The sequence below is a fragment of the Vibrio sp. M260118 genome (assembly GCF_036533755.1).
Classification (GTDB): Bacteria; Pseudomonadota; Gammaproteobacteria; order Enterobacterales; family Vibrionaceae; genus Vibrio.
Genome location: NZ_JATABG010000047.1, coordinates 1 through 13,426, shown reverse-complemented (window position 1 = coordinate 13,426; position 13,426 = coordinate 1). Strand labels below are relative to the sequence as shown.

Below are 13,426 nucleotides of genomic sequence, written 5' to 3'. Positions count from 1 at the left end.
CTGTGCTCGAATGATTGCTCATTCAAATGGTCACTTCGTATCATTGAAACCTAAATTGTTTCCGAAGAAACTATTTGGATTATCATCAACGAGTGCCCACACAGATTGATAGGTCTATATTTTTAAAGAGCTTCTCTTCTTTTGTGATTTGCATCACTCGGAAGAGGCGGCCATTCTAGCGTTTTAAGTTTTAGTGTCAACCACTTTTTCAAAACTTTTCTCAAAGCGTTTCCGCTGAGCTAGTTCGCCTGCCAACTTAGCTTGAACCCTTGTGAGCCCTTGCCCTGTCGACGAGGTGGCATTATAGAGATCGCGCTCACGTTGGCAAGCGTTATTTAGAAAAAATTGCAAAAATAACGTGTAACAGGCTAACTTTCGCCCAAACCCTTATTTATCCAACTTTACCCCTATTAAACGAACATAGTATTCACAGAGTTATCCACAATGACACTTTTTAGGGGCAAAAAGAAAGGTCGCTAATGCGACCTTTCTTATCTATATATAGAGGGAAAATTAAATTCCCGAACCATGTTGCTCACTGTCATCTTCGTGAAGACCACATTCACGCTTCAAACCAAAGAAGCGGGTTTCTTCTTCACTCATACCTGGTTCCCATTTTTTACTCGTATGGGTATCACCTACAGATAAGTAGCCTTCATCTCTTAGCGGATGATAAGAGAGGCCATTCTCCTCTAGGTAGTAATGAACATCTTTGTTAGTCCAATCGATAACAGGTAAGAACTTAAACACACCATTTTGAATCGACAGAATTGGCAAGCTTGCTCGTGATTTGGATTGTTCACGACGTAGGCCAGAGAACCAAGTACTAACCTCTAACTCATCTAAAGCTCGCCTCATCGGCTCGACTTTATTGAGTTTGTTGTATTTCTCTATTCCCTCTATACCTTGTTCCCACAATTTTCCATAACGCGCTTCTTGCCAGTTTGGACTCTCTTTAGCACGATAGACTTTAAGGTTTAAAGTCAGTTGCTCACTCAACTGATCAATAAAGCGGTATGTTTCTGGGAACAGATAACCTGTATCAGTCAGAATAACCGGGATATCCGGTTTTTGCTGCGTAACTAGGTGCAACATCACCGCAGCCTGAATACCAAAACTAGAAGAGACAGCAAACTGACCCTCAAGGTTTTCTAACGCCCAAGCAACTCTTTGCTGAGCGGTTAGCTGTTCTAACTCTGCATTGATTTGACCAAGCTGTAGTATTTGCTCTGTCTTCGTCAATGAGAGTAGCTGCGCTAACTGAGGTTTAGAAGCGACAGAATCAAGCATGTAAGTCCCTCTTAGATACTTTTACTTCTTGGATAATTCCAGTACGGATAGTGAAATCACCAAATCCTTCCCCGGTTTCGCGCTCTTTCGCCCAACGACCAACAAGTTGGTCGATCTCTTCAAGAATCTGCTTATCGGTGATGTTCTCTTTATACATCTTAGGAATTCGCGTACCTGCTCGGTTACCACCTAAGTGAAGGTTATAGCGACCAGGCGCTTTACCCACCAGACCAATTTCAGCCAGCATTGCTCGGCCACAACCATTTGGACAGCCAGTAACACGCAAAATGATGTTGTCTTCTTCCGGTAGACCATGCTTTTCTAGGATGCCTTCTACGTCAGTAACAAACTGAGGCAGGAAACGTTCAGCTTCAGCCATTGCAAGTGGACACGTCGGGAACGCCACACATGCCATCGAGTTTTTACGCTGTTCACTAACACTGTCATCAATCAGGCCATGTTCGCGAGCAATCTTCTCAATCTTGGCTTTCTGGCTTTTTGCCACACCCGCTACAATTAAGTTTTGGTTGGCTGTCATACGGAAGTCGCCTTTATGAATCTTGGCAATCTCAGCAACACCTGTTTTTAACGGTTTACCAGGAAAATCGAGCAAACGTCCATTCTCAATAAACAGTGCTAAGTGATGTTTACCATCAATACCTTCAACCCAACCAATACGATCGCCTCGGTCAGTAAACTCATAAGGTCGACTATTGGCGAACTTCACACCGGCACGTTTTTCTACTTCCGCTTTAAATACATCAATACCAACACGGTCTAGCGTGTATTTAGTTTTTGCGTTTTTACGGTTTGAGCGATTACCCCAGTCACGCTGAGTCGTTACCACTGCGGCTGCGACATCAAGGGTTTTCTCCAAAGGAACAAAACCAAAGTCATCGGCACGACGAGCATAAGTAGAAGTATCACCATGAGTCATTGCCAGACCACCGCCAACTAGGACATTGAAGCCCACCAGCTTGCCGTTTTCACCAATTGCAACGAAGTTAAGATCGTTGGCATGAACATCAACGTCATTTTGCGGAGGGATCACTACCGTCGTTTTAAACTTACGTGGCAAGTAAGTTTTACCTAAGATCGGTTCATCATCGTCTGTTGTCTCGACCTTTTCATCATCCAACCAAATTTCAGCATACGCTTTCGTTTTCGGTAACAGATGTTCACTGATCTTCTTCGCCCACTCATAAGCTTCTTGATGTAGCTCTGACTCAACCGGGTTAGTAGTACACAGCACATTTCTGTTTACATCACCGGCAGTAGCAATAGAGTCAATGCCAATGCTGTTAAGTGTTTGGTGCATCAACTTGATGTTTGGCTTAAGCACACCGTGGAACTGGAACGTTTGACGCGTTGTAAGACGGATACTGCCATAAAGAGAGTGCTCAGTTGCGAATTTATCAATCGCTAACCACTGCTCTGGTTTGATAATGCCACCCGGCATACGAGCTCGCAGCATGACATTGTGTAATGGTTCAAGCTTCTGCTTTGCACGTTCGTTACGAATGTCACGGTCATCTTGTTGATACATACCGTGGAAACGAATTAGCTGAAAGTTATCAGCAGTAAAACCACCCGTAATTCTGTCTTGCAGATCTTGTTCAATCGTACCGCGTAAGAAGTTACTCTGCGTTTTTAGACGCTCGTTATCAGATAGTTTTCCTAACTCTTCGCCCAATACAACTTGGTTATTATTTTCAGTAGAAAAAGTCATTAGTACACATCCCTTTGATAACGTTTCGCTTTACGTAGTTCGTTAATAAATTCTTCCGCATCATCGCGTGAAAGCTTGCCTTGCTGCTCAGCAACATGAATCAAGGCTTCGTGGACGTCCTTCGCCATACGTGTTGCATCGCCACACACATAGATATACGCCCCCTCCTGAATCCACTGCCAAACTTGTTCTGCGTTTTCTAGAATGCGGTGTTGGACATAGACTTTCTCTGCTTGGTCACGGCTAAATGCCACATCGAGACGGTTAAGCAGTCCAGATTTGAGGTATTTTTGCCACTCTACTTGGTAGAGGAAATCTTGCGTAAAGGTACGGTCACCAAAGAACAACCAGTTTTTCCCCTCAGCATCACGATTATCACGCTCTTGGATAAAGCTACGGAACGGCGCAATACCTGTACCTGGGCCAATCATAATCACAGGGGTGTTATCATCTTGAGGTAGCTTGAAGTTATTGTTATTTTCAACAAACACTTTCACTTCTCCGCCCTCTTCTAAGCGCTGAGATAGGAAGCTTGATGCACCTCCATAACGCTTTTCATCACCTTTGTCATACTCAACAAGGCCGACGGTTAAATGAACTTCTTCATCCACTTCGCTCTGACTCGATGCGATTGAGTACAGACGTGGAGTAAGTCGGCGCAGTAAACCAACAAGCTCATCCGCTGAGAGCTTAGTTTTCTTCTCTGCCAACACATCGACAACTTGGGTATTGCCCGCGTACTCGCGTAGTTTTTCTTTATCTTCCACCAGCTTTTGTAGCTTTTTGCTACCAGATAGCTCGGCAAACTTAGTAACTAGCTGAGGGTTAGCCGCCGTAATCTCGAACTTGCTAACTAGAGCGCTGTGAATAGAGAGGCTTTCACCATCAACTTCAACACTCTCTACACCCGACAGACCCGTTTTAGCCAAGATAGCATTAGCTAAATCAGAGCTATTTTCAAACCATACGCCAAGCGCATCGCCAGGTTGATAGGTTAATCCCGACTCTTCGAGATCAATCTCTACGTGGCGAACATCTTTTCCTGAATCACGGCCAGTGATCTTTTGGCTTGTCAGCAAAGTGGCTGTGTAAGGGTTCTGCTTATTATATGGAGAGTGCCCTGGAGCCGCTTGCCCAACAGGAAGTTGAACAACATCAGCTTCCGCGCCAGAAGATAGCGCTTCTTTTACTTTCTCGAGAGCAGACGAGCGCCACTCTGCGGCTGGCGCTTCATAGTCAACATCGAGATCAACTCGATCGATAAATGGGGTCGCACCTAGCTTAGATAAGAAGGCATCAAAATCTTTACCTGTTTGGCAGAAGAATTCATAGCTTGAGTCACCTAGCCCAATCACACCATACTGGAGGTTTGGTAACTTCGGCGCTTTTTTAGATTGCAGGAACTCATGTAACTCAATCGCATTATCTGGCGCTTCACCCTCACCATTAGTCGATGCGACGAAAATAACATGCGTCTCTTTTGCTAAGTTCTTACCTTTATAGTCACTCGCATCAAATAGCTCGACAGCAATGCCTTGCGCTTTAGCTTCTTGCTCTAGAGCTTCAGCAACCCCCTTAGCGTTACCGGTTTGCGAGGCAAAGATAATTGATAGTTTTCCAGCAGGTTTCGCCGCAACAGCAGCCGCTGCTTGGTTAATTGGCGCAGACGCTGCTGCAGGTTGAGTTTGGGCTAAGCCCCAAAAGTAACCGCTCACCCAAGCTAGCTGCTGCGCAGAAAGGTCAGTAACCGTCTGCTGTAGAGAGCTCAGCTGTTGATCATTAAGTGGAGCTGCGATTGATGGTAATTCTTGTGGCGTGTTTCCTTGAGAAGACACGTTCTTGTTCAAAGACATGGTCTCGACATCCCTATTCATTGCGTGATGATAGATTAACCACTCTCTTTAATAACAAGAAAGAATAGAAGTGAATGTTTTATAACTTTTAGAATTAAAGAAAGTAAACGAACAAACCTAGGTCAGCTATTTAGACTCAACTCTAACTTGCTTAAAACCAACCGCCATTGCTGACTTTGACGCTAGATCTAGATTGACATAATGGCACTCTTCTCCATGCGAGTCTGTGAGCAACACAAAGCCTCCTCGAGCATGGCGAAATTCTACTACCCAACTTCCCTCCTGAGCGGATGGTTCAATGATGGCCTCAACTAACTGTTGCTCTCGGTATAGATGCCTGAGTTCATTGATAGTCATGAGATTCCTTTCTCTGGCTAAAACGAATGTACTCATTAAGCATGGTCAATCAGCAGCAAAGTGCTAAATGAAAAGGTTGGATATAAGTAATAGGTATAAAAAAACGCCGATTTAGAATTCGACGTTTTAAACAATGTGTGGGGAAATACCTAGAAAGAGAACTCTGCACCTGCAAAAAAGCCATTAGCAAAAATAAAAGGCTTACCCAGATCAGAGTTTTCATCCACTTTAAAAACTGAATCCGATTCTAGATCGATAGCGCGATAACCGCCGCGCAGTGCCAGAACACTACTTCCGAGTGGCAAGCGGTACTGTAGTGCTGCGATTAAGTCAGTACTCTTGATGCCGTTATTATCACCAAAATTAATTTCACCGATAATATCAAGGTTAGTGTTTGGAACCGCGATTTCACCGTAGCCGAACCAGGCCCAGATTTGTTCATCAAAATACTTTTTCTGCTGTGTGTCAGCATTGATGTATTTGGTATTGCTCAAATCACTGAACGTCATTCCAGCATCAAAGCGCATTAAGTCATGCTCGACAACCTGGTAATAGAGTGTCAGATCGAGCTTATCAAACGCCATGTAATCCGCATCAACCGTTGAATATCGAACGCGAACATCGGGAACATAGTTCAGTTGATGCTCAAGGGCTAAGCTAAAGCTCGCGTTGGTGTCACTCTCACGGTTGACTTCATTCACTTTGGTTTTTGGGAACCACATGTCCGCACCAATTTTAGTGGTTAGCGTTGATTCCGCGAATGCCGATGTCGAAACGACAGCAGCCATTAAGATTGCGGCTCTTAGGCCCATAAACTTGACTCTCCAAGTACGCACAACAAGGCAGACAGTCATATTGTCTGCCTAGCTAGAAAAGTATGGTATGCGTCAAATAGTAATTCATATTTATGCTACTAGCTATTTAATATACTTGATTGGTAGAGATTATCTCGGTTGTGCCACATAGGACTTGAAGAACCAAATACCGATAGCAATAACAATTAGCCATGGAAGCAATTTCAATACTGCGCCAACCATGCCTAGCAACACCATAACCACCAACGAAAACGCAACACCCGCCATAACTGTCACCATAGTGACACCCGTCACCAGTAATGTCGCAGCAAATGCCATAATAAAGATGAGTTCAAACATACGTTTCTCCTTAGTTTATACAAACCATCTATCAGGATACGTGCCAAACTTCCCATTATCCCCAACTCATTGAAATTATGGAAATAAAAAAGAGCGCCTGATATGGACGCCCTTTTGAAATTCTTAATGAGGTAAAATTAACCATGCAGAGTGGTATATTTTACACATTAAGCTCTTTAGGTATTTTTGCCAGTGCCGCTTCTACCACTTCAATACCAGAACCAGGTTTATGAGCATTCTCACTAATGTATCGACGCCATTGACGCGCACCCGGCATATTCTGAAATAACCCCAACATATGGCGAGTGATGTGACCTAGGTAAGCCCCCTGCGACAGTTGCTTTTCGATATACGGGTACATCTCTTCTACGACTTGAGTACGCTTTTTCACTGGCTTATCTAAACCAAAGATCTCTTGATCAACATTAGCCAAGATATATGGGTTTTGATACGCCTCACGCCCAACCATCACACCATCAAGGTGTAGTAGGTGCTCTTTAGTCTCGTCTAAAGTCTTAACACCACCATTAACTACAATAGTCAGCTGTGGGAAATCCTTCTTGATTTGATACGCTCGTGGGTAGTCAAGCGGCGGAATTTCTCGGTTCTCTTTAGGGCTTAGGCCAGATAACCAAGCTTTACGCGCGTGAATGGTAAATTGCTCACAGCCACCTTTTTCTGCCACAGTCGAAACAAACTGAGTTAAAAACTCATAAGAGTCTTGGTCATCAATACCAATACGCGTTTTAACTGTCACTGGCACATCCACTACGTCACGCATAGCCGCAACACACTCAGCCACCAGCTCAGGTTCAGCCATAAGGCAAGCACCAAAGCGACCATTCTGTACTCGGTCTGAAGGGCAGCCAACGTTTAAGTTAATCTCATCATAGCCACGCTCTGCTGCTAACTTAGCACAGGTAGCCAAGTCTTGAGGGTTTGAACCACCAAGCTGAAGGGCAACCGGGTGCTCTTCTTGGTTGTACGCTAAGAAGTCACCTTTACCATGAATGATAGCGCCAGTAGTCACCATTTCGGTGTAAAGCAGTGTTTCGCTAGTCAATAGGCGATGGAAGTACCGGCAGTGGCGATCAGTCCAATCGAGCATGGGTGCGATGGAAAAGCGTTGCATCGGAAATTGTTGTTGCGTTTCACTATTAGACACTAAGCTACCTCTATACAGTCAGTACCGCTTTCAAATAACGTCCCTATTTCCAACGCGGCATAAAAAATAGTCGCGCGATTATACATCTCTAAAGAAAAAGATTCAGAATAATTACCACAGCGAATCAAGCTTACTCGCCATGAGATAAGCATGACTACTTTGACCATTGTCCTTCAAGCATGCACGTTATAAAACAGCACCATTTGGCAACACAGACTCACTATGAAAGCTTCGATTTTGCCGATCTTGGACACAGCTCAGTAATTAAGATGTACTTAAAATGCTGTTATTAGTATCGCTTTTTATGAAGATAGGGTAACTTATATCGCTCTAGATAGTGCGCGATACATTCACAATACGAATAAGTAACGTACTGACAGAACTGTAAGATATTACCTACAAAGCGACGATAAACCGCAAAAAATGGTATATTATTAAAATTGTCCAATGGTAATGGTGAAAAGTTTGGACCTGCAATTAGTGAAGCAAATTGAAGAGATATGCTCTGCCCGAGGTGTTCGTCTTACAACTCAACGCAAGCGTGTATTTGAACTAATATGTGCAAGCCCAAAAGCATCCAGTGCTTATGAGCTACTGGATGAGTTGAAGGAAAGTGAACCTCAAGCAAAACCTCCGACTGTTTATAGAGCGTTGGATTTTTTGCTAGAGCAAGGTTTTATCCATAGAGTGGAATCAACCAACAGCTACATTCAATGTGCTTCATGTAATGCTCATAAACACTTTTCACATTTGTTGATTTGCGATAAATGCGAAAGCGTTATTGAGCTTCAAGACGATAATTTGGTAGCCTTGCTCGCAAAGAATGCAAAAGCACATGACTTTACCATCAATAATCACGTAATTGAGTCACACGGTATTTGTCAGGCTTGTTCCTCTGACAATGCGAAATAAAGATATAGAAGAAGATTATGCGCGCTGAATTTGTAAACCCGTTTTTAGCTTCATTGATGAACGTTTTAAAAACGATGGCTTCGCTGGAACTGAAGCCACAGAAACCTCGTGTGAAAAAAGATGAAATCGCACGTGGAGACGTATCAGGTTTAATAGGGATGGTTGGCCCACAGAGCCGTGGCTCTATGTCTATTACCTTTGATGAAAGTCTCGCATTAGAAATCATGCAGAACATGCTTGGTGAACGTCCGAATGGCTTGAATGATGAAGTGACCGACATGGTTGGTGAAATTACCAACATGGTTACTGGTGGTGCAAAACGTATTCTTGCCGAGAGTGGATTTGATTTTGATATGGCAACGCCTGTGGTTGTTTCTGGTAAAGGCCATACCATTCGCCACAAGTGTGAAGGCTCTATCATCATCATGCCTTTCACTTCTCAATGGGGTAATGCTTTTATCGAGATCTGTTTCGAGTAATAAGCCTTAATCAGCAGACTCAAAGACTGAAAAACGCTTCCTAGGAAGCGTTTTTTGTTTAATCGATAATCTGTCTTGCTCTTAGTACCAACAAACAATCCTCGACCAATTCATCAATCGACTTATCGCCTGCACGCAAATCAATTTCCGGATTAACTGGTGCCTCATACTCAGAATCAATACCAGTAAAGTTAGGGATTTCGCCCGCACGCGCTTTCTTGTACAAGCCTTTAGGATCGCGCTGTTCACACACTTCAAGTGAAGTATTGACGAACACCTCTAAAAACTCGCCTTCAGGTAGCATCTCTCGCACAAGTTGTCTTTCAGCGCGGTGCGGAGAAATAAACGCAGATAAGACGATAAGCCCAGCATCCGCCATTAGCTTAGCAAGCTCACCAATGCGACGAATGTTCTCGCGTCTATCTTGTTCAGAGAAACCCAGGTCACTACATAGGCCGTGACGCACGTTATCTCCATCTAGCAGGTAAGTATGATAGCCCGCTTGCGCAAGTTTAGTTTCAAGTGCGCCCGCAACAGTCGACTTTCCTGCACCAGAAAGCCCGGTAAACCAAAGTACAACTGGCTTTTGCTTTTTCAGCTGTGAGCGAAATTGTTTGTCGATAGAGTGTTGATGCCATACGACATTTTCATCTTTAACTGGTGTTTCCGTAGTCATAGTTCAGTCCTTTTAAAACGGAAAAAAGAGGGGAATGAGCGTCAACACCAATACGGAGTAAACAATCGATAGAGGAATTCCCACTCTAACGTAATCGGTTATTTTGTAGTTACCTACGCTGTATACCAATAGGTTAGTCTGGTAGCCGTAGGGAGAGATAAAGCTAGCACTGGCGCCAAACAGCACCGCCATAATAAAAGGCATAGGGTCAACGCCATAGCCTATCGCCATACTGTAGCCGATAGGAAAAGACAGTGCGGCGGCAGCATTGTTAGTGACAAGCTCAGTTAAAATTAGAGTCAGCAGGTAAGTCGCAACCAAGGCACCAAATACCCCCCAACCATTAAAGCCTTCGATAAACATTTGCCCAAGACTGACTGACAGGCCAGTCGATAGCATCAGTTGAGCAATTGAGAGTGCCGAACCAACAATAACGACAATGTCGACCGGGAAACGTCGGCGCAGTTCACTCAACTGGATAACACCTAAAAACAGTGCTGCGAGTAAGAATACTGACAAGCCTTTAATCAATGGCACCATCTCGAGCAGAGCAAGAGCAATAACAGTCGCGAAACCAAGCATAACCATCGCAGACTTATTAGCATCTAAACGGGCACTAGAGTCTAGGTCATTGACCAGAACAAACTCTTTACGATGAGCGCTACGCTCTTGCTCAAAGCGTTTACCTGGCACAAGTACCAGAGTGTCACCAGCATTTAGCGTAATACTACCCAGCCCACCTTGCAGACGCTCGTGCCCTCGACGTATTGCGACTACAACCGCGTCAAAACGGTCACGGAAGTGGCTCGATTTAAGGGTTTTATTACAAAAGCTTGCCGAAGAGCTGACCACGACTTCAACAAAACCTTGACCATTAAGGTGGTGCTGACCAAACAGTGTTAATCCTTGGATCTCTTGCAGAGTCGCGACACTTTCGATGTCACCACAGAACAGCAATCGGTCGCGAGCCTGAAGGACAAAGTCCGGCTCAACAGAGGGCATAGTCTGTCCATCACGTACAACCTCAGCCAAAAACAGCTTCCGCAAGGCACGTAAGTTGTTCTCACTAATGCTGCGTCCCACTAATGGTGAGCCCGGCTCTACTCTTGCTTCAAGGAAGTAAGGCAGTTCATCTTGGCTTTGATCTTCATAGTTGGGCAGTAGATAGCTTAGAGGGATCAAGATCAACATGCCGCCAAACAGGACTGACAGACCGATCATTGTCGGAGCAAAAAAGCCTAAACTTGGCAGTCCTGCATCTTCTACAAAGCTGTTAATGATCAAGTTGGTCGATGTCCCGATCAAAGTCAGAGTACCGCCTAAGATCGCCGCGTATGAAAGCGGTATAAGCAGTTTCGAAGGTGCATGTTGCTGATTGCGTTTAATGGCGCCAATTAAAGACACCACAACCGCAGTATTGTTAGTAAAAGAGGAGAGTAAAGCCGTTGATACGCCCAACTTGGCAACAACTGTTCCGAGTCGACCATTTGAAAGTGAACGGCTCACCCAACTGATTAGTCGTGTTTTTTCTAGTGCTGCTGACGCTAAAATCAGCAGCACTAAAGTGAGCAGAGAAGAGTTAGTAAAGTTATTGGCAACTTCACCAACTTCTATCAAGCCAGCGAGGAAAGCAATAAACGCCGCCCCAGCAAAGATAAAGCTTGGTTTAATTCGTGTTGTCAGCAGGCATGTCACTATGCCGAGTAAAATTGCCAACACAAACCCTTGCTGCCACATAACGCTTCCCTACTCTACTCAGTCACTACTTGAGAAGCTGACTAATGTCTTTTGCTTCCCAGTGAGGGAAGTGCTTACGAACTAGAGCATTGAGCTCCACCTCAAACGCAGAGATATTGCTCGCTTTGGTTTCAACACTAGATAGACTTTCACGTACTAGTCCGGCACCAACCGTCACGTTAGTTAAACGATCAATGATGATGAACCCACCAGTGTCTTGGCTAGCAAGATAATCATCCAGAGCCACAGACTCCGTCAATGTCCATTCACACAAGCCAATACCATTAAGCGGTAATTCAACTGCGCTATGAGTTGACAGGTTGTTGATGTCATACTGATGACGAATCGCCTCAACATGGCCGACTGTCTTCTTACCCGCGATTTTCACATCGTAATCACGACCAGGCTGCAGTGGTTGCTCAGTCATCCACACAACGTCTGCAATCAAGTGGTTGCTTGACTCTACCTGAGCGTTTTCAAGTACGATCAAATCACCTCGGCTAATATCGATCTCGTCTTCAAGCGTTAGTGTCACCGCTAAGCCTGCTTGCGCCTGCTCTAGATCGCCATCAAAGGTAACAATGCGAGCGACTTTCGATGTTTTACCAGAAGGTAGAGCCTTAACTTCGTCACCTACTTTGACACTGCCAGAAGCAATCGTGCCTGCAAAGCCTCGGAAATCTAAGTTCGGGCGGTTAACGTATTGAACTGGGAAGCGGAACTCGCCAACTTCTTTTTCATGGTCAACGTCGATATTCTCCAGAATTTCTAGCAGCGGCGCCCCTTCAAACCAAGCCATTTTAGGGCTAGGCTCAACCACGTTATCACCTTCTAATGCTGACAAAGGAATAATCTGGATATCTGTCTCACCTTGCAGGTTCTTAGAAAACTCAAGGTACTCATCGCGAATCTCTTCAAAACGCTGCTGTGAGTAATCGACAAGATCCATCTTGTTTACTGCCACAACGAAGTGCTTTAACCCTAGTAGGTTAGAGATGAACGAGTGACGACGAGTTTGATCCAATACACCTTTACGCGCATCAATCAAGATCACCGCGAGATCACAGGTCGACGCACCTGTCGCCATGTTGCGCGTGTACTGCTCGTGTCCCGGAGTATCGGCAATGATGAACTTACGTTTCTGAGTCGAGAAGTAACGGTAAGCGACATCAATCGTGATCCCTTGCTCTCGTTCCGCCTGAAGTCCATCAACTAGCAGAGCTAGGTCCGGACGCTCACCAGTCGTACCCACACGCTGGCTATCATTGTGAACTGCTGCTAACTGATCTTCATAAATTTGCTTCGAGTCATGCAGCAAGCGGCCGATCAATGTACTTTTACCATCATCTACTGAACCACAAGTTAGGAATCTAAGTAGTGATTTGTATTGGTGTTGTTTTAGGTATCCTTCAATCCCAAGCTCTTCGAGTTGAGCTTCAACTGCGCTATTCATCTTGTTTATCCTCAATCCTTAGAAGTAACCTTGGCGTTTCTTAAGTTCCATCGATCCCGACTGATCGTGGTCGATCGCTCGCCCTTGTCGCTCACTAGATGTTGCCACTAGCATTTCTTCAATAATGCCTGTTAGGGTATTGGCTTCTGACTCAATAGCACCTGTTAGTGGGTAACAGCCTAGAGTTCTGAATCGAACACTTTTCTCTTCGATCTTCTCACCTGGTTGAAGCTCCATACGATCGTCATCAACCATGATCAGCATGCCGTCACGCTCAACTACTGGACGCTTATCAGCTAGGTAGAGAGGCACAATTTCAATATTTTCTAGGTAGATGTATTGCCAGATATCGAGCTCAGTCCAGTTCGAAAGAGGGAAAACACGAATGCTTTCGCCTTTGTTGATTTGGCCGTTGTAGGTTTTCCAAAGCTCAGGACGCTGATTCTTTGGATCCCACGTATGATTCTTATCGCGGAACGAATAGACACGCTCTTTCGCACGAGATTTCTCTTCATCACGACGCGCTCCACCAAATGCAGCATCAAAACCATACTTGTTCAAAGCTTGCTTAAGACCCTGAGTTTTCATGATGTCAGTATGCTTAGACGAACCATGCACAAA

Annotated in this window: 13 protein-coding genes; 2 read left to right on the top strand and 11 right to left on the bottom strand. The window is 44.6% G+C overall.

Annotation, left to right across the window (positions count from 1 at the left end):
• Positions 1-513: 513 nt before the first annotated feature.
• The 7 genes from QTO00_RS05045 to dusA form a co-directional block, all read right to left on the bottom strand.
• Complete coding sequence (locus QTO00_RS05045) at positions 514-1,290, bottom strand: phosphoadenylyl-sulfate reductase (RefSeq protein WP_331423398.1); 777 nt, start codon at positions 1,288-1,290, stop codon at positions 514-516.
• Complete coding sequence (cysI, locus tag QTO00_RS05040; RefSeq protein ID WP_331423397.1) at positions 1,283-3,019, bottom strand: assimilatory sulfite reductase (NADPH) hemoprotein subunit; 1,737 nt, start codon at positions 3,017-3,019, stop codon at positions 1,283-1,285. The genes QTO00_RS05045 and cysI overlap by 8 nt, the downstream gene beginning before the upstream one ends.
• Positions 3,019-4,872, bottom strand: a complete 1,854-nt coding sequence (locus QTO00_RS05035; protein WP_331423395.1) for an assimilatory sulfite reductase (NADPH) flavoprotein subunit — start codon at positions 4,870-4,872, stop codon at positions 3,019-3,021. Before QTO00_RS05035 ends, cysI begins: the two co-directional genes overlap by 1 nt.
• Positions 4,873-4,998: 126 nt before the next feature.
• Entirely contained in the window at positions 4,999-5,229 is a 231-nt protein-coding gene (locus tag QTO00_RS05030; protein WP_331423394.1) for a hypothetical protein, read from the bottom strand.
• Between the two features lie 149 nt (positions 5,230-5,378).
• Complete coding sequence (locus QTO00_RS05025) at positions 5,379-6,041, bottom strand: TIGR04219 family outer membrane beta-barrel protein (RefSeq protein ID WP_331423399.1); 663 nt, start codon at positions 6,039-6,041, stop codon at positions 5,379-5,381.
• Between the two features lie 132 nt (positions 6,042-6,173).
• On the bottom strand, positions 6,174-6,383 hold the full coding sequence (gene pspG / locus QTO00_RS05020; protein ID WP_331423392.1) for an envelope stress response protein PspG: 210 nt from the start codon (positions 6,381-6,383) through the stop codon (positions 6,174-6,176).
• Between the two features lie 160 nt (positions 6,384-6,543).
• On the bottom strand, positions 6,544-7,548 hold the full coding sequence (gene dusA / locus QTO00_RS05015; protein WP_331423390.1) for a tRNA dihydrouridine(20/20a) synthase DusA: 1,005 nt from the start codon (positions 7,546-7,548) through the stop codon (positions 6,544-6,546).
• Between the two features lie 447 nt (positions 7,549-7,995).
• Here dusA and zur point away from each other — a divergent pair, with 447 nt between their 5' ends.
• Together zur and QTO00_RS05005 are read left to right on the top strand one after the other, a co-directional pair.
• On the top strand, positions 7,996-8,460 hold the full coding sequence (gene zur / locus QTO00_RS05010) for a zinc uptake transcriptional repressor Zur (RefSeq protein ID WP_331423388.1): 465 nt from the start codon (positions 7,996-7,998) through the stop codon (positions 8,458-8,460).
• Between the two features lie 17 nt (positions 8,461-8,477).
• Positions 8,478-8,939 carry a chemotaxis protein CheX gene (locus tag QTO00_RS05005; protein WP_038209130.1) on the top strand — a complete coding sequence of 154 codons (462 nt, stop codon included), beginning with the start codon at positions 8,478-8,480 and terminating at the stop codon, positions 8,937-8,939.
• A gap of 58 nt (positions 8,940-8,997) precedes the next feature.
• Here QTO00_RS05005 and cysC read toward each other — a convergent pair whose 3' ends face one another.
• The 4 genes from cysC to cysD form a co-directional block, all read right to left on the bottom strand.
• Complete coding sequence (cysC, locus tag QTO00_RS05000; RefSeq protein ID WP_038209128.1) at positions 8,998-9,615, bottom strand: adenylyl-sulfate kinase; 618 nt, start codon at positions 9,613-9,615, stop codon at positions 8,998-9,000.
• Positions 9,616-9,627: 12 nt separating this feature from the next.
• The gene (locus QTO00_RS04995; RefSeq protein ID WP_331423387.1) at positions 9,628-11,352 is read right to left on the bottom strand and encodes an SLC13 family permease; all 1,725 of its coding nucleotides are present in this window, start codon (positions 11,350-11,352) and stop codon (positions 9,628-9,630) included.
• 25 nt (positions 11,353-11,377) lie between these two features.
• The gene (gene cysN / locus QTO00_RS04990) at positions 11,378-12,805 is read right to left on the bottom strand and encodes a sulfate adenylyltransferase subunit CysN (RefSeq protein ID WP_331423385.1); all 1,428 of its coding nucleotides are present in this window, start codon (positions 12,803-12,805) and stop codon (positions 11,378-11,380) included.
• 18 nt (positions 12,806-12,823) lie between these two features.
• Positions 12,824-13,426: sulfate adenylyltransferase subunit CysD (gene cysD, locus QTO00_RS04985; protein WP_331423382.1), on the bottom strand; the 603-nt coding region annotated here is incomplete at its 5' end.

Coding starts and splice junctions, on each gene's coding strand:
- QTO00_RS05045 (WP_331423398.1), bottom strand. CDS start 1,290: ATGCTTGATTCTGTCGCTTCTAAACCTCAGTTAGCGCAGCTACTCTCA.
- cysI (WP_331423397.1), bottom strand. CDS start 3,019: ATGACTTTTTCTACTGAAAATAATAACCAAGTTGTATTGGGCGAAGAG.
- QTO00_RS05035 (WP_331423395.1), bottom strand. CDS start 4,872: ATGTCTTTGAACAAGAACGTGTCTTCTCAAGGAAACACGCCACAAGAA.
- QTO00_RS05030 (WP_331423394.1), bottom strand. CDS start 5,229: ATGACTATCAATGAACTCAGGCATCTATACCGAGAGCAACAGTTAGTT.
- QTO00_RS05025 (WP_331423399.1), bottom strand. CDS start 6,041: ATGGGCCTAAGAGCCGCAATCTTAATGGCTGCTGTCGTTTCGACATCG.
- pspG (WP_331423392.1), bottom strand. CDS start 6,383: ATGTTTGAACTCATCTTTATTATGGCATTTGCTGCGACATTACTGGTG.
- zur (WP_331423388.1), top strand. CDS start 7,996: ATGGTAATGGTGAAAAGTTTGGACCTGCAATTAGTGAAGCAAATTGAA.
- QTO00_RS05005 (WP_038209130.1), top strand. CDS start 8,478: ATGCGCGCTGAATTTGTAAACCCGTTTTTAGCTTCATTGATGAACGTT.
- cysC (WP_038209128.1), bottom strand. CDS start 9,615: ATGACTACGGAAACACCAGTTAAAGATGAAAATGTCGTATGGCATCAA.
- QTO00_RS04995 (WP_331423387.1), bottom strand. CDS start 11,352: ATGTGGCAGCAAGGGTTTGTGTTGGCAATTTTACTCGGCATAGTGACA.
- cysN (WP_331423385.1), bottom strand. CDS start 12,805: ATGAATAGCGCAGTTGAAGCTCAACTCGAAGAGCTTGGGATTGAAGGA.